We start from the raw sequence: 24,482 nt of genomic DNA on the forward strand, positions 1-24,482 counted from the left end.
CCAGATAACCATATTTGTGAACCGCCCGTCCATATGTAAGGCTGCGGGCATGGCGAAACGTGGCCGGGGACGCAGGCCCGCGGCGGAGGTACGGGCGGACATCCTCGCCGCGGCGGGTGCGTTGCTGCTGGAGGAGGGCATGGGCGCGTTCACCATCGAAAGGGTGGCTCTCGAATCGGGCGCCAGCAAGACGACCATCTACAAATGGTGGTCCTCCAAGGGCGCGCTGGCTTTCGACGGTTACTTCCACGCCGTGGAGTCGACGCTGGCCTTCCCCGATACCGGCGACATCGAACGCGATCTGACCACCCAGCTGCGCGCGTTCGCCCGGTTGCTCACCCGGACGCGTGCCGGACGGGTGATCGCGGAGCTGATCGGCCAGGCGCAGACCGACGCCGACCTCTCCGCCGCGTTGCTGGAGAGCTACTCCGGGCCCCGCCGGCGCCTCGCGGTGGAGGCGATGGAACGCGCCGCCGAACGCGGGGAACTGGCCGCGGAAGTGGATTTCGAGGTGGTGGTGGACCAGCTCTGGGGCGCCTGCTACCACCGGCTGCTGCTGCCGAACCTGCCGATCACCGAGAAGTTCGCCAGCGAACTGGCGCGCAACGTGCTGCGCGGTATCCGGGCTCAGCCGCGCAGGTAGCGGTCAACCAGCGTGGTAGGACCACTGCGCTGCAGGTGTGACGACGGGCAGGCCGGCACGGGCTAGGCTCCGGCGGTGTTCGGTGGAGAATCACGCGCGCGGGGACTCTGGCGGGCGCACCCGTTCGTCGCCGATGCTTCGCTGGCGGTGCTGCTGTTCGGCGCCACATGCGTGCTCGGGGTCGTGTACCACCTGGCGGGCGCCCGCCCGTTCGACGCGCCGGCGTTCGTGCTCACCGGGTTGATCAGCCTTCCGCTCGCGTTCCGGCGCACGGTGCCGTTCCTGATGCTGGCCCTCAGTTCGCTCGCCTACTGCGGTTACCTGTTCCTCGGGCACGCGCCCGATCTCGCGTTCTGGTGCCCGGCGCCGGCGCTCTACACCGTGGCCGCGCTCCGGTCCCTGCCGGTGACGCTGACCGGCGCGGTGCTGTGCGCGGCGGTGCTGTTCCAGAGCGGGATGGTTTCCCCGGAGGGCACCCTCGGCATCGCACTGGCGCAGGCCGTCGTGATCCCGGTCGTGGTGCTGATCCTGGGCCGGGTGGCGTGGCGGCTGGACGAACGGAACCGCCAACTGGCCGAAACCACCGAGGAGCTGCGCCGCGAGCAACAGCTCAGCGCCGAGCGCGCGGTCACCGAGGAACGCCTGCACATCGCGCGGGAACTGCACGACGTGGTCGCGCATCACCTGTCGGTGATCTCGATGCAGGCCGGCCTCGCGGGGTTCGTGTTCGATTCGGACCGGGCCACCGCCCGGACGGCGGTGGCCACCATCGGCCACCAGCAGGGAAACACTGGAGGAGCTCCGGCGGCTGCTGAACCTGTTGCGCGACAACGACTCCGTCACCGACGACGAACCGCTGCCCGCGCCCGGGCTCGGCGAGCTGGGGCCGCTGGTCAAACGCGTCCGCTCGATGGGCGTGGACGTGACGATGAAGGTCTCCGGTGACGTGGCGACGCTGCCTTCGGGGCAGCAGCTCGCGGTGTATCGGGTGGTGCAGGAGGCGCTGACCAACGTCTTCAAGCACGCCGGGGCGTGCCGCGCGGAGGTGACAGTGGTCCGGCGCCACGGCGAACTGCGCGTGATGATCGCGAACGACGCGCCCGCCGCTCCACGCGCCGAGGCGGACAAGGGCGGGCACGGGCTCGGCGGGATGCGGGAACGGGCGCGGCTCTACGGTGGGACACTCACCGCGGGCGTCCGGCCCGACGGCGGGTTCACCGTCGAACTGCTGATGCCGGCGCCATGACCGCAGCTGGGGGAACCAGATCAGCCGCTGTTCCGCAGCGGGCTCGTCGCGCTGCTCGACGCCGCCGACGGGCTGACCGTGGTGGGGCAGGCCGCCGACGGGAGCAGGCCGTCGCGCTGGCGGCCGAGACCGGCCCGGACGTGGTCGTGATGGACATCCGGATGCCCGTGGTCAGCGGGATCGCCGCCACCCGGCGGATCCTCGCCGAGGCTGTCGGGCAGCCGCCGCGGATCCTCGTGCTGACCACGTTCGACCTCGACGACTACGTCTACGACGCGCTGCGCGCCGGCGCGTCCGCGTTCCTGCTCAAGGAGTCCGAGCCCGCCCGGCTGCTGGCCGCGATCCACACCGTCGCGGTGGGGGACAAGCTGTTCTCGCCCACCGTCACCCAGCGGCTCATCGAAACCTATCTGCACCACCACGACCGCCCCGGTGCCCCCGCCGGCCTGGACGTGCTGACCAGCCGGGAACGCGAGGTGCTGCGGCTGGTCGGCACCGGCAGCACCAACCTCGAGATCGCGCGGCGGCTGTCCATCAGCGAAGGCACGGTCAAGACTCACCTCAACCGGACCATGGCGAAGCTCGATCTGGCCAGTCGCGCGCAGGCGGTGGTGCTGGCTTACGAGACCGGGCTGGTGAGCCCTTCGCGGCCCCGCTGAGCCGGTTCCGGATCGTCGGGTCCTTCCGCCCCTGCGGGCGCGGGAAACCGGTCGAAATCCTCGGGGGTGAACTGCATGGTGCCCAGCCTGGGAATTCAGGCGGTGGCGGTCGACCGACGTACGGTGGATTTCGCGGTAAACCTGGGCGGTAGCGGCCGGCGGTCCGGTTAGGACAGTGGGCTGATCTCGATCTCCGCCAGGACACCGTAGTGGTCGCTCACCGGCGGATCGGTGAGCACGACCTCGCAGCGGCGGACGCGCGCGGCCACTTCGGGGTGGTTGTGCCGCGAACCGACGAGCACGTAGTCGATCCGCCGGGCGTGCGGCGACTGGCCGATCAGCTCGTCGCTCACCGGCGCGGCGAACGGGTTCGCGCTCGTCCAGGTGTGCCCGGGCCCGCCGTCGCCCGCGACCGCCCACGAGTCGTGGTAGTGCACGCTCGTACCGTCCACCACGGCGCGGCCGGCGAGGTAGCGCATGCTGTCGGAATCCGGTGTGGCGTCGAAATCCCCGGCGATGACGCTCGGCACCCGGCCGCGCAGTTTGGCGTCGAAATCGGCGATCGTGTGCGCCTGCGCGACGCGGGCGGCCTCGGAATCCAGCCGCCACGTGGGTTTCACCGCCACGAACAGCAGATCACCACCGACGGGCAACGGGATCGTGGCCGCGATGGCGCATTCCGCCGAAACGGCTTCGGGTAGCTCGATCGCTTCCACGGCGGACGGTGCCCACCTGGATGCCAGCGCGGTACCCGCGGAACTCGCCGCCTCCGTGGGCGTCAGCAGGTCTGTCTGGTGCACACTGGACAGTCCGGTTTCGGCCAGCACGTCGGACAGCTGAGCGCGGCCGACTTCCTGCAGGGACGCCAGATCCGGGCGCAGCGCGGCTATCGCGCCGGGCAGCAGCTGCTGCCGCCGGAGCGGACCCTCGGTGTTCCACAGGTTGAGGGTGAGCACGCGCAGCGTGAGGCTGGAGGTCACGGCACACAAGGTACCCGCGTTTCAACAGATGAAACATGGCGTGTCGGGAATCGTTACGGAACGGACCCGAGAAGTTCACCGCATGGACTAGTGCGCAAGGGGTTCGGCCGACCTATCGTCATGCGTGAACCTTCGACTGAACTCTGTTGCATCCGGTCCCATGCCGTCAGCGCGAAGGACACCATCATGGACACAACCGAGCCCGCGGCTCATGCGCTCGAAGCCAAAACGATGCGACGGGCGGTCGCCGGCGCGGCCGTCGGCAACACCATCGAATGGTTCGATTACGGCATCTACAGTTATCTCACCACGAGTATCGGGCTGAACTTCTTCCCCGACGCGGACGGCACCGCCCGGCTGCTGCTGGTCTTCGCCGGGATAGCGATTCCCTTTGTGCTACGGCCTTTCGGCGGGCTCGTCCTCGGCCCGCTCGGGGACAAGTACGGCAGGCGCCGGATTCTGGCGTTCACGATCATCATCATGTCCGCCGCGAGCTTCGTCGTCGGCCTGATTCCCAGCTACAGCACCATCGGCATCGCGGCGCCGATTCTCCTGCTGGTGGCCCGCCTCGTGCAGGGCTTCTCCACCGGCGGCGAATACGGGGGCGCGGCCACGTTCATCGCCGAGCACGCGCCGACCAGGCGGCGTGGTTTCTTCGGCGCCTTCCTCGAATTCGGCTCCACCACCGGTGCGATGCTCGGTGCCGCGCTCGCCACTTTGATGCAGGTGACCCTTTCCCCGGCGTCGCTGAACTCGTGGGGCTGGCGCATCCCGTTCCTGATCGCCGGTGTGCTCGGCATCGTCGGGCTGTACCTGCGGAACAGGATCGAGGAGTCGCCCGCGTTCCGCGAGGCCGAGAACCGCGGTGAGACGGCGGCCGCGCCGGTGAAGGAGGTCTTCACCAATGTGTGGCCGCAGGTGCTGAAGCTGATGGGCTTCGCGATCCTGATCAACGTGGCCACCTATACGGTGCTGGCCTACATGCCCACGTACCTGACCCAGGTGCTCAAGATCGGGGATCTGGAGTCACTCGGCATCCTGCTGCTGATCATGTTCTGCATGCTGCTGCTGATCGTGCCGACCGGCGCGCTGTCCGACCGGATCGGCCGTAAACCGCTGTTGTTGTTCTCCACCATCGGTTTCCTCGTGCTGAGCTACCCGTCGATCGCCCTGCTGCAGACCGCGACGGTCGGCGGGATCGTGGCCGGGGTGGCGATCCTGGCGGTGCTGCTGGTGCCGATCCTCGCCACGATCGGCTCGGTGCTGCCCGCGATGTTCCCGACCCGCAACCGTTACGGCGGCTTCGCGATCGGCTATTCGGTGTCCACCGCGGCGTTCGGTGGCACCGCGCCGCTGGTGATCACGGCGCTGATCGACGCCACCGGCAGCAACTCGATCCCGGCGTTCTATCTGATGGGCGCGGCGGTGATCGCGCTGGTGCCGGTGATCCTGATCCCGGAGACCGCGCGGGTGTCGATCAGCCACCCGACGGAGATCCCCGGCACGGACGGCAGGCCGCGCCGCGACGTCCCGCTGACCGAGGAGCCCGCGGTCAGCTGATCGGACCGGTGGTAATCGCCTCCCGGGAAAAGAGCATTTCCCGCCGGTAACTTGAATCCGGTGGATCATTCCGGAAATCGCCCGGTGGCCGGCCGTCCGGGCCGGTCACCGGGCCGTTCCGTGCCGTGTGGTCCTGAGATGGCGGTGCGCGCGGAAACCAGGAGCCGGTTCTACGCCTCGGTGACGGTGTTGTCGGCGGCCAATTTCCTGGTCGTGTTCGACGGGCTCGTCGTGACCGTCGCTTTGCCCCGTATCCAGGCGGAATTCGCCCTCCCCGGTGTGGACGCGCAATGGGCGCTGACGGCGTTCGCGCTCGCGCTGGGCGGAACGCTGGTGGTGGCCGGGCGTTCGGGTGACCGGTTCGGCCGCCGGCGCCTGCTGAGGATCGGTTTGCTCGTGCTGGCCGGGGGATCTCTGCTGTCGGGCTGCGCCCCGGTGTGGCCGGTGTTGCTGGCGGCGCGGGTGGTGCAGGGGGCGGGCGCCGGGCTGGCGGTGCCGAACGCGTTCGCCATCATCAGCGCCACGGCGGCTGCCCCGCTGCGGAACCGCCTGTTCGCCGCGGTCGCGTGCGGGGGCGGGATCGGCGTCGTCGGCGGGGCGCTGGCCGGGGGAGTGATCACGCAGAACCTCGGCTGGCGCTGGGTTTTCCTGCTCCCCATCCCGTTCGCCTTGGCGGTCGTGCTCGTGGCGCCGCAGGTGCTGCCGGACGAACGGGGGTTGCGGCGGGGCCGGATCGACGTGCTGTCCGGGGTGCTGCTGACGGCCGGGATCGCGCTGTCCATCGTGGCCATGACCGAGCTGGGGCACGGGCGGGCAGGCGGGGTCTGGCTGCCGCTGTCGGTGGCGATGGCCGTGCTGGTGGTGTTCGTGGCGCGTGAGCGCCGGGCGGCGGAGCCGTTGCTGGACCGCGCTCTGGTACGGCGCGTTTCGTTACGGGTCGCCATGATCGGCATGCTCGGGCAGGAGTTCGCCTACCAGGGCACGGTTTTCGTCGGGCTGCTGCTGTGCCAGCAGGTGCTCGGTTTCCCGCCGGGGGCGGCCGGGCTGGTGTTCGCGATCGAGGGCGTCGCCGTGTTCGCCGGGTCCCGGTTCGCCCCGGTTCTGTTGCGACGGTGGCCGTGGCCGGGCGTGGTCGCCGGGGCGCAGACCTGTTGCGCTGCCGGGCTTTTCGTGCTGGCGCTGGTGCCGGTCGGCGCGGGTTACGTCTTCGCGTTCCTGCCCGGGGTGGTGCTGGTGGGCGCGGCGAGTGCCGTTTCGTCGGTGTCCTGCAACGCCGCCGCGGGATCGGGTGCCGCCCTGTCCGCCAAGGGCGGGAGTTACGGGTTGTACGAGACGTCCAAGTACCTGTCGGGCACGCTCGCCGTCGCGAGTTTCGCCACGGTGGCAGCGCTCGGTGCGCAGTCCTGGTCCGTCGCGGGCGGGTATCGCCTGGCTTTCGCACTGGCCGCCGTCGTCGCGGGCCTCGCGGGCGTGCGTGCGGGCACCCGGGCACGGAGGTGATGGATGTCGGTGGAGAAGAAGTATCCGAGTTTGTACGATCGGCACAGCGAGCTGTTCCGCCACAACATGGAACTGTTGGGGCAGCAGGACATCGTGATCGCCAGCACCGGCGGAGCCGGGCAGTCCTATCTGGGCAACCTGCTGCAGGAACTCGGGTTGAACCAGGTGGATCCATATACCGAATCCCTGGACCCCCGCGGCCACGCCGTGCCCGTGCATTCGAGCTGGCGTCGCCGTCTCGCCGCCACGCAGCGACGCGACGACGGTGGCCGACCGCGGCGGATGTGGCCGCGTTTCGTCAAGTCGGAGGAGTCCCCTGAAGTCACGTTGCGCCGTCGAGTGCGGGGAATCTGCCTGCTGGTACGAGATCCGCGGGACGCGTTGTACTCGCGCTACCGGTTCCGCCGGGATTTCGCGCAGGACCCGTGGGCGTTGGGCAAGGGTTCCTTCGGTGCCTGGCTGGAAAGCGCTTACCCGGGGGGAGATCTTCCGGTGCGGGAGTGGATCCGGTTCTATCGGGGTTGGCTGGATGCGGGCGCCCGCTACGATCGGGTGCTGGTCGCCAGGTTCGAGGAGCTCAAGACCTCCCCCGGCGCGTTGCGCGCTTTCCTTCGTTTCGCCGGCGTCCAGGTGCCGGAACCGGAACTGCGGCGGGCATGGGAGCGCAGCCGGTTCGAGGTCATGCGCGCACACGAGGATACCGAAAGCGGCGGCCGGGAAGGCGCGCGAATCCTGCGCAGCGGCACGGTCGGGGAGTGGCGGGAGTGGCTCACCCCGAAGCTGTGGAAGTCTTTCTCGGGTGCCGATTTGGCCGCTGTGGCAAGGGAACTGGGTTACCGCATCGATTACGAATAGGCAGGATGGTGGAGCGTTGATTTGTCCTTTGTGGACAGAGCCGCCATCCGCGCCACCGCAGCCGGTTCTGGATCTTCCAGTGGAGCGAGACCCCTGCCTCAGGGTGCGAAACGTACGATGACCGAACTGCCCTTCGGGCTCTGCGTTCCGGGTTGCGGATTCTGCTGGTCGATCCGCAGCCCGGGGCCCGTCGGCGAGGCCGGGTCGACCTCCAGCTTCAGCGAGGTCTTGCCCAGCGCGGCGGCGGCCTCGGTCTCGTTCAGCCCCGCCAGATCCGGCACCGGCTCGACACCGACGGTGGCGCTGAGCAGATCCTGCCTCGCCTGGTCGGAGGATTTCGCCGAGAAGTAGTACGCGATCGCCGAACCGACGCTCGCGGTGAGCCCGCCGATCAGCGCGCTGCGCAGGCTCGGGTCGTTCACCGCGAACGTGAAGGCGGTGAACATGACCAGCCCGAACACGAGACTGATGGCGATCCAGCTGCGTACCACGCTGCCGCTGTCGGCCTGCGAGCCCGTCGCGCGGGCGAGGATCACGATAAGCCCGGCCACGAGCAGCACGACCGCCACGACGAGTACGACCAGCAGGGTCTGGCCCCAGGACAGCGTCATCGCGTCTCCGATCCTCGCGGTCAGCCAGGAACTCGCGTGACACCTGCCCGGCGTTACACCGGGGCCGGCCTTTCCGAAGGAATCGCGCAGGAGCGTTATCTTCGTAACCACAAGGGTCCCCAGACTCCGGAATCGTCGACCAATTGAGGGCGTGTTTCGACCCGATGAGAACCGGCGCGGCGGCCGATCATGCCGGCTGCTTCCACGCGGCGATGTACTACGGCTCCGAAGCGGAGCTGGCGGAGGCGCTCGTCCCCTTCCTGCTGGACGGCGTCGCCACGGGTGAGCCCACCTTGGTCTCGGCGAGGGAGGGTGTCTCGTCCGTGCTGCGGGCCGCGCTGCCGGCGGACTCGGGGGTCGGGTTCCTGCCCGGCGAGGAGTACTACGCGCGCCCCGCGGTCACGATCCGCGCCTACCGCAAGCTTCTCGCGGAGTACGTGGCCGAGGGCTTCGAGCAGGTCAGGGTCGTCGGCGAGGTGCCGGCCGAGGCCGCAACCTGGGATTGGTGGGCCCGCTACGAGGCCGTCATCAACGAGGCCTACGACGAGTTCCCGGTGTGGGGCGTGTGCACATACGACACCCGGAGCACGCCGTCGTGGATCCTCGACGACGTGGCGCGCACGCACCCCCGCTTCGCGGAGCGGGACGGTGCGCACCGTGCGAGCCCGAGCTACGCGCCCGCAGCGCTGTTGGGGGAGCGCCGCGTCCCCGCGGCGGACCCGCTGCAAGCCGGGCCGCCGGTGTTCGAGCTGCGCGACCCCAACGTGGCCTTCGTCCGGCAGGCACTGGCCGCGCACCACGGCGGCGTGCTGTCAGCGGCGGCGTTCGGTGACTTCCAGGTAGCGGTGGACGAGGTGACCACCAACGCGATCGAGCACGGGCTGCCGCCGGTCACGGTGCGGCTGTGGCGCGGCGAAACGCGACTGGTCGTCACCGTGACCGACGGCGGCGCCGGGCCCACCGATCCCGCGGCCGGGCTGCTGCCCGCCGCGAAGGCCCGCTGGGCGGCCTCGGCCTCTGGATGGCCTACCAGCTGTGCGACCACGTCACCTTCGGCCCCGGTGAGGACGGCGGGTGCACCGTCCGGCTCACCGCCGGCCAGTAGGCCGGGCGGGCGGCCGCCGCGATTTCGCTTGTGCGCCAGGCGGTTTCGGAGGGTTACACCGGGTTCAACGTTACGCATCCAGGTAAACGGGACGTGCGTGCCACTCCGGACTCAGCGTGATGATCATCACCCTTGCGGGGGACTTCTGCCCGGGTGGTAGTCCAGTCCGTGGGATCACCCTCCGAATTGGTCACGGGCTTGATCACCGCGGCGCACCGGGCGAAAACGATCCGCCGGGCACCGCCCGGAAAAGCGCGCCATATACACCGTTCCGCACGGCATTCCGCTGACGTGGGACTTCGGCCGTTCCGGGTGCCGGGAAAATATCCCGGCGAATGTTCAAAGCATTCACGAACCGTCCACATTAGTCCGCGCGCCCATCCTTTCCGGTTTTCGCGCGGCGTTCCGCGCCGGTGCGCGCCCAAGGTGGGGCCGCGATTCGGCCCGCCGGGGCGATAGGACATCATGTCGCGGTCGGGCACCGGACCGGGGCGCGCAAACGCCACCGGATCGGCCGCTTGACACAGGTGCTTAAGTACACCGCGGTGGCCGCTGGAAGCGTTTTCCCCGATCACGTGGAGCGTCGTGAAGAAACAAGAGAAGGCTGGCGAAGGCCACCACAAGTCGATCCGGAAACGGCTGACCGGGACGGTGCTGGTCCCCAGTATCACCCTGATCGTGATGTGGGTGGTGCTCTCCGCGTACTTCGTGATCAACGGGGTCTACGTCCGCACGGTGGCCTCCAGCGTGCAGGATGTCTCGATCCCCGCCGTCACCGCGCTCGGTGCCGTGCAACAGGAACGGCAGCTGAGCCTGATCTACCTCGACCGGCCCGGCGTCGGCCTGGGCGACCTGCAGGAGCAGCAGCAGACGATCGACCGCTCGCTGACGAGCCTGCGCGCCGCGATGACTCCGGTCAAGGACATGGTGCCGGACGAGATCGCGCAGCGGATGACCGATCTGGAGTCGAGCCTGGACCAGCTTCCCGTGGTGCGCACGCAGATCGCGCTGCGCACGGTGAGCAAGAGCCAGGTCAACGACTTCTACAACAAGCTCATCGACACCGCGGCCGGACTGTTCGACGCGCAGGCGCGCACGGTGCCGGACGTGACCGCCACCCAGGGCGCGATCGGCGCGACCGAGATCTTCCGCGCCTCGGACTCGATGTCCCGCGCCGCTTCGCTGGCCACCAGCGCCTTCGCCGCCGGCTCCCTGTCGGTGGCCGATCATCTGCAGTTCTCCCAGCTGGTCGGCTCCTACCGCGCCGCGCTGACGAAGCTCGCGCCGTTCATGGTGCCCGAGGTCGGAAAGCGCTATCAGGACCTCACCTCCAGTGACGCCTGGCAACGCCTGTCGGCGGACGAGGACGCGATCATCACGCACGGCCCCGGCACTTTCCGCACCGGCTCCGGCGGGTTCACCGTCACCGAGACCGACTGGCGGTCGCTGACCGACCAGGTCGCCGGCCAGCTCGTCGGGCTGACCGTCGACCAGGCCGACCGGGTGTCCAGCCAGGCGCTCACCGACGGGAACGCGAACCTGCGCAACGCGATTATCGGCAGTGCGGTAGCGCTGCTCGCCGCGGTCGCTTCGATCTACGTCGCCGTCCGCGTCTCGCGCACGCTCGTCGACCGGACCCTGCTGACCCGCCTGGAAAGGCTGCGCAACGACTCGCTCGAACTCGCCCGCACCCGGCTGCCCGGCATCGTCGGCAGGCTCAAGGAGGGCCAGCCGGTCGACGTCAGCGCCGAACTACCGAGACTGGACCACGGCCAGGACGAGATCGGGCAGGTGGCCGAGGCGTTCAACATGGCCCAGCTGACCGCCGTGTCCGCGGCAGCCAGCGAGGCGAAGGCCCGCAGCGGTGTGAACAACGTGTTCCTCGGGATCGCGCACCGAAACCAGGGCCTGGTGCACCGGCAGCTGCAGATCCTGGACCGGATGGAGAGCCAGGAGGAGAACCCGGCGCAGCTCAAGGGACTCTTCCAGCTCGACCACCTCGCCACCCGGGCGCGGCGCACCACCGAGAACCTGATCATCCTCGGTGGCAAGCAGCCGGGCCGCCGCTGGCGCAAACCGGTGTGGCTGATGGACGTGCTGCGCGCCGCGGTGTCGGAGACCGAGCACTTCTCCCGCGTCGAGGTGGAGAACGTGCCGCAGGTCGCGGTCATCGGTTCCGCGGTGGCCGACACCATCCACCTGATCGCCGAGCTGGTCGACAACGCCACCACGTTCTCCCCGCCCGGCTCCCAGGTGCACATGACCAGCACGCTGGTCGCGCGCGGGGTCGTGGTGGACGTGGCCGACCAGGGGCTCGGCATGAAGGACGAGACCCGCGAATGGGCCAACCGGATGATGTCCGAGCCGCCCGAGTTCGACGCGATGGCGCTCAAGGCCGACGCGAGCCTCGGCCTGTTCGTGGTCGCGCGGCTGGCCGCCCGCCTCGGCGTGCGGGTCATGTTCGACTCGTCGCGCTACGGCGGCACCCGCGCCACCATCCTGATCCCGACCGAGCTGGTCTCCACCGACGGCCAGGTCGCCGACAACGCCGACTCCGAGTTCCGCGGGCAGCCGGCTCAGGTCGAGGAACCCGAGCCCGTCGCCGTCGGCGCGGGGCGGCACCGAGAGGTCGAGTCCGCCGGCCGGGTCCCGGTACCGTCCCCGGTCAGGAGGACGACGATGACCAGCGAACCCGAACCGGAGCAGCCCGCGCCGGGACAGCTTCCGCGCCGCGTGCCCGGCCCCGTCACGAGCGCGCAGCCCGAACCGGTGGCCGCGGCCGAACCGAAGCCGAAGCGCGTCGACCGCGCCCCGCTGCCGCAGCGCGAACCACAGCAGAACCTCGTCGATCAGCTCCGGGAGGACCCGGAGGCCGAGCCGGCCGACTACAGCGAGTTCGAGGGCCGGACGCTGAGCACGATCTCCAAGTTCCACAAGGGAACCCAGCGAGGACGGGCGGCCGAAGAGCCGGCAGAGCACCGGGCAACCACTGAGTGAGAGGGAAGTCGGACTCATCGATGAACGAGAACCAAGGTTCCATGGCAGACCTGAACTGGCTGCTCGATGACATGGTCGACCGGGTCGTGGGCGCCCAGCACGCCGTCGTGCTCTCCGCGGACGGGTTGCTGATGGGCAAGTCCGCCGGACTGTCCAAGGACGACTCGGACCAGCTGTCGGCGATCTCCTCCAGCCTGCAGAGCCTCGCGAAGGGGGCGAGCAGGCACTTCGCCCGTGGCCCGGTGCTGCAGACCCTCATCGAGATGGCGGGCGGCTACCTGTTCGTCTCGGCCGCCGGGCAGGGCGCCTGCCTGGCGATCCTGGCCGAGGAGAACGTCGACGTCGAGATGATCGCCTACGAGATGAACCGGCTCGTCAAACGGGTCGGCGACTACATGACCTCGGCTCCGCGCGACACCGCGAGGTTCGCCGCGGAGCGCAATTGATGCCGGACGAGGGCTGGTACGACGAAGCGGCCGGGCCACTGGTCCGGCCCTACGCCATCACCCGCGGCCGGATCCCGGTCGGCGACGCCACGCTCGACGTGGCCACTCAGGTGATGGCGATCGCGCCCGGCCAGGATCCCCTCGGTCTCGCCCCGGAACACCTGACCATTCTCGAACTGTGCCAGCGCCCGCTGTCGGTCGCCGAGATCGCCGCCTACGTCAAGGTTCCCCTTGCCGTGGTGAAGGTTCTCTGTGGTGACCTCATCGAGCGCGGCGACGTGATCGTCCGTTCCCCGCAGCCGGCACAGGCTCCGGATCGCGCATTACTCCAGGCGGTGCTCAATGGTCTCACCAAGCTCTGACGGCTCACCGGGGCCGGTGGTACCCACCCCGGTCAAGATCGTCGTCGCGGGCGGCTTCGGCGCCGGGAAAACCACCATGGTCGCCTCGGTCAGCGAAATCGTCCCGTTGTCCACCGAGGAGGTGATGACGCAGGCCAGCGACGGCATCGACGATCTCACCGGGGTGGAACGCAAGACCACCACCACGGTCGCGCTGGACTTCGGCCGCATCACCATCTCCCCGCACACCGTGCTGTACCTGTTCGGCACCCCGGGCCAGGACCGGTTCTGGTTCATGTGGGACGAGCTCGCCCGTGGCGCCATCGGCACCGTGGTGCTGGTGGACACGCGGCGGCTGGACACCAGCTTCGCGGCGATCGACTTCTTCGAGCGGCGCAAGATCCCGTTCATCGTGGCGGTGAACCGCTTCGACGACGCGGACGAGTACGACGAGGACGAGATCCGGCGGGCGCTGGCGATCGCGCCGGGAGTGCCGGTGATGTTTTTCGACGCGCGCGAACGGGAATCGAGCAAGCTCGCGCTGATCCGGCTGGTCCGCTACGCGATGGACCGGCTGCCGGCGGCCGAGCCCGCATTGCCCTGAACGCGAACGGGGCCACCTCGCACGAGGTGGCCCCCGTTCGGTCAGGCCTTGCGCATCTTCAGGTTGAAGTGCCGCAGGATCGGTGGCGCGTCCACCACGCGGTACTCCGGCACCGACTCGGGGTTCTTCGCGATGGTGCCCAGCACGTCGGCCACGTACTCCAGGTGCGCCTGGGTGTACGTGCGTCGCGGGATCGCCACCCGCACCAGTTCGAACGGCGCCGGGGTGCGCAGGTTGTGCTGCTCGTCGAACTCGCCGAGGTACAGCGAACCCAGCTCCACGCACCGGATCCCGCCCGCGAGGTAGAGCTCACAGGCCAGCGCGTGCCCGGGGAAACCACTCGACGGGATGTGCGGCAGCAGCCGGCCCGCGTTGAGGTAGAGGGCGTGGATGCCGGGCGGCTGCACGATGTCCACCCCGGCTTCGTTGACCAGCCGCGCCAGGTGCGCGGCCTCCGCCGTGCGTGAGCGCAGGTAATGCGGGTTGAGGACCTCCTCCAGGCCCTGCGCGACCCGCTCCAGATCGTGCGCGGCGAGCCCGCCGTAGGTGCGGAACCCTTCGGTGGCGATGAGATTGACCTCGCAGCGCTGGGCCACTTCGGCGTCGGAGATGCCGATCATCGCGCCCATCGGGGAGATCGCGTCCTTCTTCAGGCTGGCGACGCAGCCGTCGGCGAGCGCGAACGCCTCCTGTGCCACGGCCCTCGGCGTGTGCCCGGCGTACTCGGCTTCCCGCTGGGTGACCAGCCAGGCGTTCTCCGCGAACCGGGCGGCGTCGAGGAAGAAGGGCACCTGAAAGCGCTTGCACAGCTCACGCACGGCCTTCAGGTTCGCCATCGACACCGGCTGCCCGCCCCCACCGTTGTTGGTGATGGTGATGAGCACCTGGCCGACGCGCTCCCCGTCCGGTCCGGCCAGGATCTCCTCCAGCCTGGCGAGATCGATGTTGCCCTTGAACGGATCGAGGCTGTCCAGGTCGGCCGCCTCGGGGCAGGGCAGGTCCAGCGCCTGCGCGCCGAGCAGCTCGACATTCGCGCGGGTGGTGTCGAAATGCGTGTTGGACAAGGAGATCCGGCCCGGCGCCAGCACCGCGGAGAACAGGATCCGTTCCGCCGCGCGGCCCTGGTGCACGGGGAAGATGTGCGGGAACCCGGTCAGCTCGTCCAGGGCGTGCCGGAAGCGGTAGTAGGAGTCGGAACCGGCGTAGGAGCGGTCGGCGGCCGCGGCCGCCGCCTCCTGGGCCGCCGACACCGCCCCGGTGCCGGAGTCGGTGAGCAGGTCGATGGTGACCATGCCGGCCGGCACGTCGAACATGTTGTACCCGGCCCGGGAAAGCGCTTCCTCCCGCTCGGGCCTGGTGGTGATGGGGATCTCCTTGACGACCTGAACCCGGTACGGTGGAAACGATTTCATGCTGCCCCTCTCGGCTTCTGGGTCTCTGTGCTGCCCGCCACCGCGGCGCCCCGCGGCCTGGTGACTCCGTAGGCCTCCGAAGAAAGATAGACCGTCGTGCCGGTGCCGAATCCGCCGAGCCGCAGCGAGACGTGCGCGATCAGGCCCACGCCCTCGTGTAGTGGCCGGGAGGAAACCGCCCGCAGCGCTTTGTCCAGTTCGGGTTGCTCGAATTCGCTCTGTGCAAGGAAATCCAGTACCCGCGCGCGGGCGGCTTCGTCGTCCGGCACGTAGTCGCGGATCGGCAGGTACAGGCTGTAGTTGCCGGGCACCGCGGAGGTGGCCTCGACGAACGAGTAGCTGGAGATCAGCGGGCGGCCGGTGAACGGGCCCTCCATCCCGCCCAGCAGGTGGCAGAAACGCCTGACCTGCAAGGAATCGACATCCGCGACCGCGGCGGCGGCGTGCTCGACGTCGGCCGGTCTCGCCGAGTCGTGCGAGACGTACAGCTTGACCCTCGAAAGAGGACTGTCGTCGAGATCGAGCGCGAAGAAGGAAAAGCGATCCCGCTCGCCCCGCCGCAGCGCGTACTCGCTGATACTCTCGTAGGCGTCGGCCAAACCCAGTCGTGCCAAGCCTTTCCGCACCAGGTCACGGTCCCGGCCGGGGCCGCGGACGGCGGGGTTGAGGTACACCTTGAGTTTCGGCGCCGCGTCCGGCCGCAGGATCAGTGAGTACCACAGCGAGAACAGGCCGACAGGGTCCGCGGGCAGGAAGAGGTCGGCCACGGCCTCCAGCCGGTCCAGCGGGGAGCCCAGACTCCGCGCGAGGTTCCGGAAGACCCCGAGACCGGCCTGCGCGTTCGCGGCGAGGCCGGGGTTCTCCGCGCAGGTCTCGCCGAGGATCCGGACCGCCTGCCCGCCCGCGGCGTCGAAGGCGAGCGAGAACTCCAGCGGAGTGCCGTCGTCGGCGACGTCGGACAGGTATCTCGGCGTGTCGGACAACCGTTGCGTGGCAGCGGATCCGAGCAGCTGCGCGAGCAGATCGTCCGACGCGTCGCGCGGGGGAGCGAATCCTGCGACGCCGCAGAGATCTCTCAGCTGTTTTCGGGCATGGTCATACAGGGTCACGTCGGCGACGTTCACTCTGGCTCCGGCGGTCCTGCGAACAACCGGGTTCGCACTGGGAAGAGAACTGTTGGCAGACCGTCAGACAACGTAACCCGGCCGAACGGGTCAAGCTATCCGCTGACTGAGTGATCAGGTATAACAGCGCTCCGTGACCGCCCCGACTTTGGGTTGCGCCACAACGCTTTGTGGCACATCCGAACGCGGTATGCCGCCACCGTGAAAGACCTGGGAAAACGCTTTCCCGAATGGATCTTCGCGCGGTCGATCACAAAATCCTTGTGGCGCGGCGATTCCGCTGCTATGTCCGGTCAACCCCGGACAGGGCGGCGAGTGCGCCCAGTAATGCCCGGTGGCATATGTCACGTACGTCGTCGCGGCTGATCGCGTCGTTTTCCAGCCAGCTCAAGCACATTTCGCGGACGAAGACAAGCCAGGACCGCATCGTGGCCGAGCCCGTTTCGCGCCGCCCGCCGCTCAGGCCGGAGGCGTCGAGCAGGTCCGCGCGCAGGGTCGTGAGTTCGTCGTTGATGATCGCCTGGATCACCGGGTCGCCGGCGAGCGTGCGGTTCGCGGCGAGCACGGTCAGCCGGTTCGCCGCGAAGTAGTCGAGATGGGCGTCGAGCCCGGTGCGCACCAGCTCGTCGAGCGAGCGCGCCGGCGTGGCCTCGGTCTGCGCGACGAGCCGCTCCGCCGCGCGCTGGTAGATCGCGGCGAAAAGATCGCGCTTGGCGGGGAAGTAGCGGTAGACGAGCGCGCGCGAGACCCCGGCCCGTTCGGCGATCTCCTCCATCAGGACAGCGTCGTAGGGCTTGGCCGCGAAGAACTCCGCTCCGATGTCGAGCAGTTCGTCGCGCCGTTCCTCGGGCTTCAGGCGTCGCCTCGTCACCGGAGGATCCTAGTTGACGTCTGTCTGGCAGGGCGCTTACTCTACAGGTGTCTACTAAGGGGGTGGGGTGTGCCGGACCGGGTCGCCGTGACCGAAGAGCTGCGTGCCGCCTGCACGCTGCCGCGGCTGGACTGGGGATCCGCTTTCACGGCACCGATTTCCGTGCCGCGCCCGCCACAGGAGTGGGCGCGGGCCGTGTTCGAGGGCGCTCCGGCCGCGCTCCGGCGAATTCTGCCGTTGGCGTGGCGCTTCGGGCTGGGTGTCCATCTTGGACCGTTCCCGGCAGCGGATTACGTGCTGGGCAACGAGATCGTCCGGGCGAAGAAGAACTCGGTCACACTGGAAATGCGTTCGCGGTTCCTGATCGCGCAGAATGTGGCGCTGGCGGACGATTTTTCGCTGCGGTGGGCGACCTTCGTGTACTTCCGCGGCCGCGCCGGCCGCCTGGTGTGGGCGGCGGCGGCGCCGGTGCATCAGCGGACGCTGCCGTTCCTGCTCCGGCACGCGGTGAGTTGACCTGTTCGGCGTATTGCCATGACGGGGGCCGCCGAATCAGTCTTGTCCATGTTTCGGCGTGTGACCGACGCCGCGGTGCAGCTCGCTGTCGAGCGGGCCATGGCGGGTCTCGGAATCCTCGATCCAGTCCGGGAAATGGTGGCCGGGGAGCCCCTTGCCACACTGTGCGATATCCGCACCTGGGCCCGGCTGGCGGCGGCGACGGCACAGTGGTGCGTGGGCTGGGGCGCCGCCCGGTTCTTCCCGCGGTCCCGGATCCTTTCCCCGGGAAGCACGTTCGGAAACACGATGCGGTTCACCGGCGCGGCCTGGTATCTGGGGTTCCGCGCGCTGGACGGCAGCCGCCACTGGGCGGACTTTTCGCGCGAGCGCACAGTTTCCGAGCTCAAATCGGAAATCGTCCAGCGGCTCGCGCCGCGCGGGGAGCCCTTGGTCATCCCGGTCTTCCGCGAGCTCGACGCTAACGCGCCGGTGCCGGTCGATTTCACCGGCGAAGTGCTCCGCCGGAGCAAGGTGTTCCCGGTTCCGCCGCGCGAGGACCGGGCCGGACGCTAGCGCACCTGGCCGACGGCCGACCAGTAGAACGGCCGCACTTCTTCCTTCTCCAGGTCCGGGAACACCGCCTCGACCTCGTCCGGGCGCCAGTCGGTGAGGTGCACGATGCCCGGCTCGACCAGGTCCATCCCGTCGAACCACGACGCGAACTCGGCGCGCGGCCGGAGCCAGGCCGGGTTCTGCGTCTTGCGGTAGGACTCGGCCAGTGCGCTGATCTGCGCCGCGCCGTCCTCCGGGGCGTCGTCGGTGGTGATGTGGCTGATCGCCAGCCAGCTGCCCGGTGCCATCCGCTGGCGGTACCGGTTCAGCACCCCGGGCACGTCGTCCCCGCCGCCGACGAAGTTCAGCACCGACACCAGCAGTACGCACACCGGCTTGCTGAGATCCACCAGGCGCTGCACGGTGGCGTCGTTGAAGACCGCTTCGGGGTCGCGCAGGTCGGCCCGGACGGCGCCGGCCCACTCGCTCTCGTCCTGCAGGATGACTTCGGAGTGCGCGACGGCGACGTGCTCGTAGTCGACGTAGACCACGCGCGGGTCGCTGTCCTCGGGCGCGTGCTCGGCGACGATCTCGTGCACGTTGCCGACGGTCGGGACGCCGGAACCGAGGTCGAGGAACTGGGTGATGCCTGCCGCCAGCGCGGCGCGCACGACGCGGCCCAGCCACTGCCGGTTGGACATCGCCAGCGTCTTGATCAGCGGGAACTGTTCATCGGCCTGTTTGCCGAAATGCCTGTCCACGGCGTAGTTGTTGGTGCCGCCGAGGTACCAGTCGTAGATCCGGGCCGAGCTGGGCTTGGTGAGGTCCACGTCCCGGGGTGCCTTCGGCGCTTGCTCGCCCTGCACGCTCACGATTTCGCTCCCTGTGCGGTGAAGATTTCCCTGCCGGGAGCATAGCGCTGCCCCCGACTGGATCGATCACTGGCGCCGCACAAGATCAACTCGCGGATGCTCACGGACCGTCAGCTCATGGCTCGCGCTCGGTAGTAATGGCCTTTCGTGGCCTTGGCCGCGACTTGTCCATTGTGGACTCCTTCGCGGGGGTGAGATGAACCGGGGCGGAGGAGTTCGTGAAGAGTTGGCCGTTTTCGCACCGGCGCGGGTGCGCCGGTGGCAGGCTCTGGGGTCATGCGCCGAGCCAGAACTGCCGCCGTGGTCCTGTCCGCGATGCTGGTGGCGGGGGTGTTCGCGCCCGGGGTGGCCGACGCCGACACCGCCTTCGCCGCCGCGGTCTTCCGGGCCACGCACAACAGCTATTCCGGGAACGTGGACGGGGCGAAGGGGTCGATCACCTACCAGCTCGACCACGGCGTCCGCTTCGTCGAGTTCGACATCCACGACAACGACTACGGCAGCACCGGTGACTACGCCGTCGGCCACAGCGCGCCGGGTGACCTGGTCGATCACGCGGGCAACCCGTCGTCGAACGCGCTGCGGGCCTGGCTCACCACCGTCGACACCTGGTCCGACGCGCATCCCTCGGCCGCGCCCATCGTGGTCATGCTCGACCTCAAGGACGACCTGACGGACAACCCGTCCTACGCCGCGGGCAACCTCGCCGCGCTCAACCAGGAGCTGACCGGCGTCTTCGGGGCGAATCTGGTGCAGGCCAAGGACTATCCCACGGCGTTGCCGTCCGTCGGCACGCTGCGCGGCAAGGTGCTGACGCTGCTCTCCGGCGACGGGACCACCCGCGCCGCCTACAAGCGTGACGTCGGTTACCACCCCGCGGTCGCGGTGAACAGCCACGGCCAGGTCGTGGAGGTGCACGACAACGGCAGCGGCACGCTCTGGTACTGGACCGGGACGCTCGGTGCGGACGGCCGGATCAGCTGGCGGCGGCACGGCCGGTACGACAACGGGCAGACACCCGCGGTGGCGCTCGACGACAACGGGCAGCTCGTCGAGGTGCACCAGTCCCAGAGCGCGACCACGCTGTGGTACCGCGTCGGTCAGCTGGGCGCGGACGGCGAGATCACGTGGTCGGCGAGCAAGCAATACGACAACGGGGTGCAGCCGAGCGTCGCCTTCACCGGTGCCGGCACGCTGCGCGAGGTGCACCGGAGCCAGAGCGGCAGCCAGAACTGGCAGTGGCAGGGCACGCTCAACGGGGCCACGGTGACCTGGACCGGCAACGCTAAGACCTCCGACAGTCAGTACGACAGGACGACCTCGCGCGGGGTCAAGGTCTCGACCGGCGCGGACGGCGCCACCCCGGCACAGACCCTGCGTTACGCCACCGCGCAGGTCTCCGGCGGCGACATCCGTTACCCGCAGACGGCTTTCGACGAATACCAGAGCGGGGACAGCGCGGAACTGCAGCAGGGCGCCTTGTTCTACGCCGCCCCGGCGACGAACAGCTCGTTCATCGCCTCGGCCCGTTCGGCCGGGCACATCGTCCGCGGCTGGGACTTCGACGACGCGAGCCTGGCGACGGACCCGCTGGCGAACTACCCGGCGACCAACCATCCCTACGACGACTGGTACGAGAACCTCGTCGAGGCCAACGGCGTGGTGCAGTAGCGCTCAGCCGAAGGCGCTGAAGGGCTTTCGGGGCTGGCGCAACGCTTCGGCGACGCGGTCGACGAGTACGAAGGCGGGCTCCCGGGTGCCCGGCATCTCGCGGGTCGGGGGCAGCACCTGCTCGCCGATCATCAACGGCTGGGACGCCTGCAGCAGCGGCTTCTCCTCCGGCAGCAGCACCAGGATCACGGCGGCGCCGTCGGCGAGGCGCAACAGCGTCGTGTCGGCCACCTTCGGCGGCGCGGTGGTGAACCGGGCGCCGGTGCCGACGTAGATGCCGCGCAGCTGCGGGTCGCGGGACTGCCAGCGCTCGTCGGAATTGGCGATCAGCCGGGGATCGCCGGACGCCTGCAACTCCTCGACGGCCGCCTCGGCGACCTGGTCCAGCGGTGCCGTGCCGTCCACCGGCTCGATCACCTCGTACATCGAGAAACCCGGGCCGGGCAGCAGGAACAGGTGCACCAGGGTGAACTGCTGCTCCGGCAGCCGCCGGGCCAGGATGAGCTGGCGCACCACCAGTCCCCGCAGCCGGGCGGCCTGCTCCCCGTCCATCGTGGACAGCGTTTCGGCCAGTGAGATCATGCCCCGCTCACAGTTCGGCGGACCGGCCATGCCCGCCATGGCCGTGAGTCCGAAAAGGACACTAGACGAGAAAGCGGAACGCCGGGTCGTCGGGCGAGAGCTTCTGCGCGGTGATCGGCGAGGCCGCCAGCCGCTCCAGCAGTGGCGCCAGGTCCTCTGGGGCACCCAGTTCGAGGCCGACCAGCGCCGGGCCGATCTCGCGGTTGGTCCGCTTCACGTACTCGAACAGGGTGATGTCGTCGTCCGGGCCGAGCACGTCGTTGAGGAACCGCCGCAGCGCGCCGGGCTCCTGCGGGAACTCCACCAGGAAGTAGTGCTTGACCCCGCGCGAGACCAGCGCCCGCTCCATGACCTCGGCGTACCGGCTCACGTCGTGGTTGCCGCCGGACACCACGGCCACCACCGTCTCGCCCGGGTTCACCAGGCCACCGGCCCGCAGTGCGGCCGGGGCGAGCGCGCCGGCCGGTTCGGCGATCACCCCGTCGATGTCGAACAGGTCGAGCATCTCCTCGCACAGCACGCCCGCGTCGACCGTCCGCAGGTCCACCTGCGCCCCGGCGAGCACGTCGTAGGTGTGCGCGCCGACCTTGCGCACGGCGGCGCCGTCGACGAACCCGTCCAGCTCGGCCAGCTCCACCGGCTCGCCCGCGGCCAGCGCGGCCGCCATGCTCGCCGCGCCGCTCGGCTCGACGCCGATCACCCTGGTCGTGGGGTGGTGCTTGGCCAGCCAGGCGGTGATCCCGGCGATCAGGCCGCCACCGCCGACCGGCACCACCAGCACGTCCGGCGCATGGCCCAGCTGCTCCACGATCTCGCGGGCGACGGTGCCCTGGCCCGCGATGACGTCGGGGTGGTCGAACGCGGGCACCATCAGTGCGCCGGTGCGGGCGGCCTCCTCACGCGCGGCGGCGGAGGCGACGTCGTAGGTGTCCCCGCCGACGATGGTCTGCACCCGGTCGCCGCCGAGCAGCGCGATGCGGTCCCGCTTCTGCCGGGGAGTGGTGCGCGGCAGGAAGATCTTGGCGTGCAGGTCCAGGGCCCGGCAGGCGAAGGCGACACCCTGGGCGTGGTTGCCTGCGCTGGCGCAGACGACGTCCCGCTGCTCGCCTTCGAGCTGGGCGAGCAGGTTGTAGGCCCCGCGCAGCTTGTACGAGCGCACGACCTGCAGATCTTCGCGTTTGAGCCAGACCTGGGCGCCGGTCCGGGCGGAGACCCGTTCGTGCCGCTGTAAGGGCGTTCTGGCCACCACGTCGCGCAACCGCTCGTACGCCGCGTCGACCGCGGCGGCCTCCACACCCATTTCCGCTCCTCAGTCCGCGTCAGTGACCTCCGTTCAGCCTAGTGTGCGCCGTCTTCCGGCCACGTCCGGTGCGCGCCGAAAAGCGTTCGACGCAGGTCAGCGGCCCGGGCGAGGATGGGCCGATGGGGACGTTCCTGGAGACCGGCAGGCTCACGCTGCGTCGTTTCACCGTCGAAGACACGGACAATCTGATCGAACTGGACAGTGATCCGGAGGTGATGCGTTTCCTCTCCGGCGGGGTGCCGACCCCGCCCGAACAGGTCCGGGACGAGATCCTGCCGCGGCTGCTCGGCTACTACGAGACCTTCGAGGGCTTCGGCTGCTGGGCGGTGCAGGAAAAGGGGAGTGGCGAGTTCCTGGGCTGGTACAGCCTCCGCCCGGATCCGCAGTCGGAAGGCGTTGAGCTCGGCTACCGGCTGCGCCGTTCCGCCTGGGGGCGTGGATATGCCACCGAAGCAGGAAAAGCATTGCTGCACAAGGGATTCACCGAGCTCGGCGTCGAGCGGGTGTGGGCGCAGACGATGACCGTCAACGTCCGATCACGCCGGGTGATGGAAAAGCTCGGCCTGCGTTACGTGCGCACGTTCTGGCCGGACCTGGAGCCGATCCCCGGCTCCGAGGAGGGCGACGTCGAGTACGCGGTGACGAAGGCGTCCATTGTGGACTAGCCGGTCAGCTTGCCGTGCCGGATCTGCCCGTCGGCCACGGTGTAGGAACCGGTGTAGTAGTGCGCGGTCCCGTCCGTTTCCCATGCCGTCAGCGACACGTACACCGTCTGCCCGCTGACCGAGGTGACCGTCAGGTCGTCGCTCACGGTGTTGGCGAACCCGGCCACGAAATCGGAGTAGGAATGGCCGAGGTTCTGGCCGCCGAGCGCCCACGCCGTGGCGAAATCCCGGTTGTTGATGGCGATGTAGAAGTTTTCCACCACCGAAGCGGGATCGGCGGCCACCGCCGTCGTCGTGGTGGCCGGCGGTGCCGTGGTGGTCGTGGTCGGGGGTGCGGTCGTGGTGGTGGGCTGGGTGGGCCTGGCACTCGGGCGTGCGGCGGGCGCGGCGACCGGAGTGGAGGGATGCACGACCGCGATCGGCTGGATCGCCAGGAACGCGGACGCGCCGGCGATCAGCACGACCGCGATGGCGGTGAAGAGGGCACGGAGCATGATGGCTGGCCGATCGTCCGGAGGTGAACACCGGGGAAGTCGGCCGCCACCGCGCCGCTGTTACGCGGCCGGCGGGCGCTGGGTGAGCACGAGCGGGCCGTCGTCGGTGATCGCGACCGTGTGCTCGGAGTGGGCGGTGCGCGAGCCGTCGGCCGAGCGGATGGTCCAGCCGTCGGGGTCGAAGACGATCTGGCCGGTGGTGCGGGCGAACCACGGTTCGAGCGCCAGGGTCATCCCCGCGCGCAGTTTGAGGCCGCGGCCGGCACGGCCCTTGTTGGAGACGTGCGGATCCTCGTGCATCGTGCGGCCGAGCCCGTGGCCGCCGAACTCCGTGTTGATGGGGTAGCCGTAGCCGGTGGCGACGGTCTCGATCGCCGCCGAAATATCGCCCAGCCGGTTGCCCGGCGTCGCCGCCTCGATCCCGGCGGTGAGCGCTTCCTCGGTCGCGCGGACGAGCCGCAGGTCGTCGTCGGCCGGGGTGCCCACGATGACCGTGCGGGCGGCGTCGGCGACCCAGCCGTCGATCCCGACCGCGAGATCCATGCTGAGGATGTCCCCGTCGCGCAGCGTGTAGTCGTGGGGCAGTCCGTGGAGTACCGCGTCGTTGACCGACAGGCAGACGACGTTGCGGAACGGGCCGTTGCCGAAGGAGGGGGCGTAATCCCAGTAGCAGGACTGTGCCCCGCGTTCCCGGATGCGGCCGCGGACGTGGTGCTCCAGGTCCAGGAGATTGACGCCCACGTCGGCGAGTTCGCACAGCTCGGCCAGGGTCCGGGCGACGAACCGCCCGGTGGTGTGCATCCGGTCGATTTCGGCGGGTGTCTTCAGTTCGATCATGGAAACCTTCACGTCGGCGGCGGTATTTTAATACCACTGTAGCGGTCGCCCATT

General features: G+C 69.4%; 25 protein-coding genes and 1 pseudogene. 16 read left to right on the top strand and 10 right to left on the bottom strand.

Annotated elements, in window-relative coordinates; translation table 11 throughout:
* Positions 1-49: 49 nt before the first annotated feature.
* The 4 genes and pseudogenes from VHD82_RS06560 (at position 50) to VHD82_RS06575 (ending at position 2,548) form a co-directional block, all read left to right on the top strand.
* Positions 50-643: a TetR-like C-terminal domain-containing protein gene (locus tag VHD82_RS06560; RefSeq protein WP_325698072.1), complete on the top strand. Its 594-nt coding sequence runs from the start codon at positions 50-52 to the stop codon at positions 641-643.
* Between the two features lie 75 nt (positions 644-718).
* On the top strand, positions 719-1,588 hold the full coding sequence (locus tag VHD82_RS06565; RefSeq protein ID WP_325698074.1) for a sensor histidine kinase: 870 nt from the start codon (positions 719-721) through the stop codon (positions 1,586-1,588).
* Complete coding sequence (locus VHD82_RS06570) at positions 1,560-1,889, top strand: sensor histidine kinase (RefSeq protein WP_325698076.1); 330 nt, start codon at positions 1,560-1,562, stop codon at positions 1,887-1,889. The genes VHD82_RS06565 and VHD82_RS06570 overlap by 29 nt, the downstream gene beginning before the upstream one ends.
* 6 nt (positions 1,890-1,895) lie before the next feature.
* A pseudogene (locus VHD82_RS06575) lies at positions 1,896-2,548 on the top strand (response regulator).
* A 167-nt stretch (positions 2,549-2,715) separates the two neighbouring features.
* Here the strand turns inward: VHD82_RS06575 and VHD82_RS06580 are convergent.
* Positions 2,716-3,528 carry an endonuclease/exonuclease/phosphatase family protein gene (locus VHD82_RS06580; RefSeq protein ID WP_325698078.1) on the bottom strand — a complete coding sequence of 271 codons (813 nt, stop codon included), beginning with the start codon at positions 3,526-3,528 and terminating at the stop codon, positions 2,716-2,718.
* A 186-nt stretch (positions 3,529-3,714) separates the two neighbouring features.
* Here VHD82_RS06580 and VHD82_RS06585 point away from each other — a divergent pair, with 186 nt between their 5' ends.
* From VHD82_RS06585 to VHD82_RS06595, 3 genes are all read left to right on the top strand, one after another.
* Positions 3,715-5,088, top strand: coding sequence for an MFS transporter (locus tag VHD82_RS06585; protein WP_325698080.1), 1,374 nt, complete (start codon positions 3,715-3,717; stop codon positions 5,086-5,088).
* 138 nt (positions 5,089-5,226) lie between these two features.
* Positions 5,227-6,588 carry an MFS transporter gene (locus VHD82_RS06590; RefSeq protein WP_325698082.1) on the top strand — a complete coding sequence of 454 codons (1,362 nt, stop codon included), beginning with the start codon at positions 5,227-5,229 and terminating at the stop codon, positions 6,586-6,588.
* Positions 6,589-6,618: 30 nt separating this feature from the next.
* A complete protein-coding gene (locus VHD82_RS06595; protein WP_325698084.1) occupies positions 6,619-7,443 on the top strand; it encodes a sulfotransferase domain-containing protein in 825 nt (274 codons plus the stop codon).
* A gap of 98 nt (positions 7,444-7,541) precedes the next feature.
* Here VHD82_RS06595 and VHD82_RS06600 read toward each other — a convergent pair whose 3' ends face one another.
* A complete protein-coding gene (locus VHD82_RS06600; protein WP_325698086.1) occupies positions 7,542-8,054 on the bottom strand; it encodes a PASTA domain-containing protein in 513 nt (170 codons plus the stop codon).
* A 164-nt stretch (positions 8,055-8,218) separates the two neighbouring features.
* Here VHD82_RS06600 and VHD82_RS06605 point away from each other — a divergent pair, with 164 nt between their 5' ends.
* The 5 genes from VHD82_RS06605 to VHD82_RS06625 all read left to right on the top strand — a co-directional run bounded on the left by VHD82_RS06605 (position 8,219) and on the right by VHD82_RS06625 (position 13,547).
* On the top strand, positions 8,219-9,319 hold the full coding sequence (locus VHD82_RS06605) for a sensor histidine kinase (RefSeq protein ID WP_325698088.1): 1,101 nt from the start codon (positions 8,219-8,221) through the stop codon (positions 9,317-9,319).
* Between the two features lie 425 nt (positions 9,320-9,744).
* Positions 9,745-12,156, top strand: a complete 2,412-nt coding sequence (locus VHD82_RS06610; RefSeq protein WP_325698090.1) for a nitrate- and nitrite sensing domain-containing protein — start codon at positions 9,745-9,747, stop codon at positions 12,154-12,156.
* Positions 12,157-12,176: 20 nt separating this feature from the next.
* Complete coding sequence (locus VHD82_RS06615) at positions 12,177-12,602, top strand: roadblock/LC7 domain-containing protein (protein ID WP_325698092.1); 426 nt, start codon at positions 12,177-12,179, stop codon at positions 12,600-12,602.
* Complete coding sequence (locus tag VHD82_RS06620) at positions 12,602-12,964, top strand: DUF742 domain-containing protein (protein ID WP_325698094.1); 363 nt, start codon at positions 12,602-12,604, stop codon at positions 12,962-12,964. The genes VHD82_RS06615 and VHD82_RS06620 overlap by 1 nt, the downstream gene beginning before the upstream one ends.
* The gene (locus VHD82_RS06625; RefSeq protein WP_325698096.1) at positions 12,945-13,547 is read left to right on the top strand and encodes a GTP-binding protein; all 603 of its coding nucleotides are present in this window, start codon (positions 12,945-12,947) and stop codon (positions 13,545-13,547) included. Before VHD82_RS06620 ends, VHD82_RS06625 begins: the two co-directional genes overlap by 20 nt.
* Before the next feature lie 41 nt (positions 13,548-13,588).
* Here VHD82_RS06625 and VHD82_RS06630 read toward each other — a convergent pair whose 3' ends face one another.
* The 3 genes from VHD82_RS06630 to VHD82_RS06640 form a co-directional block, all read right to left on the bottom strand.
* Entirely contained in the window at positions 13,589-14,959 is a 1,371-nt protein-coding gene (locus tag VHD82_RS06630) for a tryptophanase (RefSeq protein WP_325698098.1), read from the bottom strand.
* Positions 14,956-16,083 carry a tryptophan dimethylallyltransferase family protein gene (locus VHD82_RS06635; protein WP_325698100.1) on the bottom strand — a complete coding sequence of 376 codons (1,128 nt, stop codon included), beginning with the start codon at positions 16,081-16,083 and terminating at the stop codon, positions 14,956-14,958. The genes VHD82_RS06630 and VHD82_RS06635 overlap by 4 nt, the downstream gene beginning before the upstream one ends.
* Before the next feature lie 283 nt (positions 16,084-16,366).
* Positions 16,367-16,954, bottom strand: coding sequence for a helix-turn-helix domain-containing protein (locus VHD82_RS06640; protein WP_325698102.1), 588 nt, complete (start codon positions 16,952-16,954; stop codon positions 16,367-16,369).
* Positions 16,955-17,023: 69 nt separating this feature from the next.
* On the opposite strand from VHD82_RS06640, the gene VHD82_RS06645 reads away from it, so the two are divergent.
* Entirely contained in the window at positions 17,024-17,470 is a 447-nt protein-coding gene (locus VHD82_RS06645; RefSeq protein WP_325698104.1) for a hypothetical protein, read from the top strand.
* Positions 17,471-17,530: 60 nt separating this feature from the next.
* On the top strand, positions 17,531-18,025 hold the full coding sequence (locus VHD82_RS06650) for a hypothetical protein (RefSeq protein ID WP_325698106.1): 495 nt from the start codon (positions 17,531-17,533) through the stop codon (positions 18,023-18,025).
* Here the strand turns inward: VHD82_RS06650 and VHD82_RS06655 are convergent.
* A complete protein-coding gene (locus VHD82_RS06655) occupies positions 18,022-18,876 on the bottom strand; it encodes an SAM-dependent methyltransferase (RefSeq protein WP_325698108.1) in 855 nt (284 codons plus the stop codon). The two genes, VHD82_RS06650 and VHD82_RS06655, sit on opposite strands and share 4 nt — an antisense overlap.
* A 276-nt stretch (positions 18,877-19,152) precedes the next feature.
* Between VHD82_RS06655 and VHD82_RS06660 the strand changes: the two genes are divergently transcribed.
* On the top strand, positions 19,153-20,547 hold the full coding sequence (locus VHD82_RS06660; protein ID WP_325698110.1) for a hypothetical protein: 1,395 nt from the start codon (positions 19,153-19,155) through the stop codon (positions 20,545-20,547).
* 3 nt (positions 20,548-20,550) lie between these two features.
* Here the strand turns inward: VHD82_RS06660 and VHD82_RS06665 are convergent, their stop codons facing one another.
* The gene (locus VHD82_RS06665) at positions 20,551-21,129 is read right to left on the bottom strand and encodes a hypothetical protein (RefSeq protein ID WP_325698112.1); all 579 of its coding nucleotides are present in this window, start codon (positions 21,127-21,129) and stop codon (positions 20,551-20,553) included.
* Positions 21,130-21,190: 61 nt separating this feature from the next.
* Complete coding sequence (gene ilvA / locus VHD82_RS06670) at positions 21,191-22,429, bottom strand: threonine ammonia-lyase IlvA (RefSeq protein WP_325698114.1); 1,239 nt, start codon at positions 22,427-22,429, stop codon at positions 21,191-21,193.
* Between the two features lie 122 nt (positions 22,430-22,551).
* On the opposite strand from ilvA, the gene VHD82_RS06675 reads away from it, so the two are divergent.
* Positions 22,552-23,097: a GNAT family N-acetyltransferase gene (locus VHD82_RS06675; protein ID WP_325698116.1), complete on the top strand. Its 546-nt coding sequence runs from the start codon at positions 22,552-22,554 to the stop codon at positions 23,095-23,097.
* Here VHD82_RS06675 and VHD82_RS06680 read toward each other — a convergent pair.
* Positions 23,094-23,591 carry a hypothetical protein gene (locus VHD82_RS06680; RefSeq protein WP_325698118.1) on the bottom strand — a complete coding sequence of 166 codons (498 nt, stop codon included), beginning with the start codon at positions 23,589-23,591 and terminating at the stop codon, positions 23,094-23,096. The two genes, VHD82_RS06675 and VHD82_RS06680, sit on opposite strands and share 4 nt — an antisense overlap.
* 60 nt (positions 23,592-23,651) lie before the next feature.
* Complete coding sequence (gene map / locus VHD82_RS06685) at positions 23,652-24,428, bottom strand: type I methionyl aminopeptidase (protein ID WP_325698120.1); 777 nt, start codon at positions 24,426-24,428, stop codon at positions 23,652-23,654.
* Positions 24,429-24,482 lie beyond the last annotated feature (54 nt).

The organism is Amycolatopsis sp., from assembly GCF_035546795.1.
GTDB lineage: Bacteria > Actinomycetota > Actinomycetes > Mycobacteriales > Pseudonocardiaceae > Amycolatopsis_E.

What these genes read in the sequence shown, in the direction of transcription:
- VHD82_RS06605 (WP_325698088.1), top strand. Translation starts at nt 8,219, where the DNA reads ATGAGAACCGGCGCGGCGGCCGATCATGCCGGCTGCTTCCACGCGGCG.
- VHD82_RS06630 (WP_325698098.1), bottom strand. Translation starts at nt 14,959, where the DNA reads ATGAAATCGTTTCCACCGTACCGGGTTCAGGTCGTCAAGGAGATCCCC.
- VHD82_RS06680 (WP_325698118.1), bottom strand. Translation starts at nt 23,591, where the DNA reads ATGCTCCGTGCCCTCTTCACCGCCATCGCGGTCGTGCTGATCGCCGGC.
- VHD82_RS06665 (WP_325698112.1), bottom strand. Translation starts at nt 21,129, where the DNA reads ATGATCTCACTGGCCGAAACGCTGTCCACGATGGACGGGGAGCAGGCC.
- VHD82_RS06590 (WP_325698082.1), top strand. Translation starts at nt 5,227, where the DNA reads ATGGCGGTGCGCGCGGAAACCAGGAGCCGGTTCTACGCCTCGGTGACG.
- ilvA (WP_325698114.1), bottom strand. Translation starts at nt 22,429, where the DNA reads ATGGGTGTGGAGGCCGCCGCGGTCGACGCGGCGTACGAGCGGTTGCGC.
- VHD82_RS06560 (WP_325698072.1), top strand. Translation starts at nt 50, where the DNA reads ATGGCGAAACGTGGCCGGGGACGCAGGCCCGCGGCGGAGGTACGGGCG.
- VHD82_RS06585 (WP_325698080.1), top strand. Translation starts at nt 3,715, where the DNA reads ATGGACACAACCGAGCCCGCGGCTCATGCGCTCGAAGCCAAAACGATG.
- VHD82_RS06600 (WP_325698086.1), bottom strand. Translation starts at nt 8,054, where the DNA reads ATGACGCTGTCCTGGGGCCAGACCCTGCTGGTCGTACTCGTCGTGGCG.
- VHD82_RS06675 (WP_325698116.1), top strand. Translation starts at nt 22,552, where the DNA reads ATGGGGACGTTCCTGGAGACCGGCAGGCTCACGCTGCGTCGTTTCACC.
- VHD82_RS06620 (WP_325698094.1), top strand. Translation starts at nt 12,602, where the DNA reads ATGCCGGACGAGGGCTGGTACGACGAAGCGGCCGGGCCACTGGTCCGG.
- VHD82_RS06615 (WP_325698092.1), top strand. Translation starts at nt 12,177, where the DNA reads ATGAACGAGAACCAAGGTTCCATGGCAGACCTGAACTGGCTGCTCGAT.
- VHD82_RS06625 (WP_325698096.1), top strand. Translation starts at nt 12,945, where the DNA reads ATGGTCTCACCAAGCTCTGACGGCTCACCGGGGCCGGTGGTACCCACC.
- map (WP_325698120.1), bottom strand. Translation starts at nt 24,428, where the DNA reads ATGATCGAACTGAAGACACCCGCCGAAATCGACCGGATGCACACCACC.
- VHD82_RS06660 (WP_325698110.1), top strand. Translation starts at nt 19,153, where the DNA reads ATGCGCCGAGCCAGAACTGCCGCCGTGGTCCTGTCCGCGATGCTGGTG.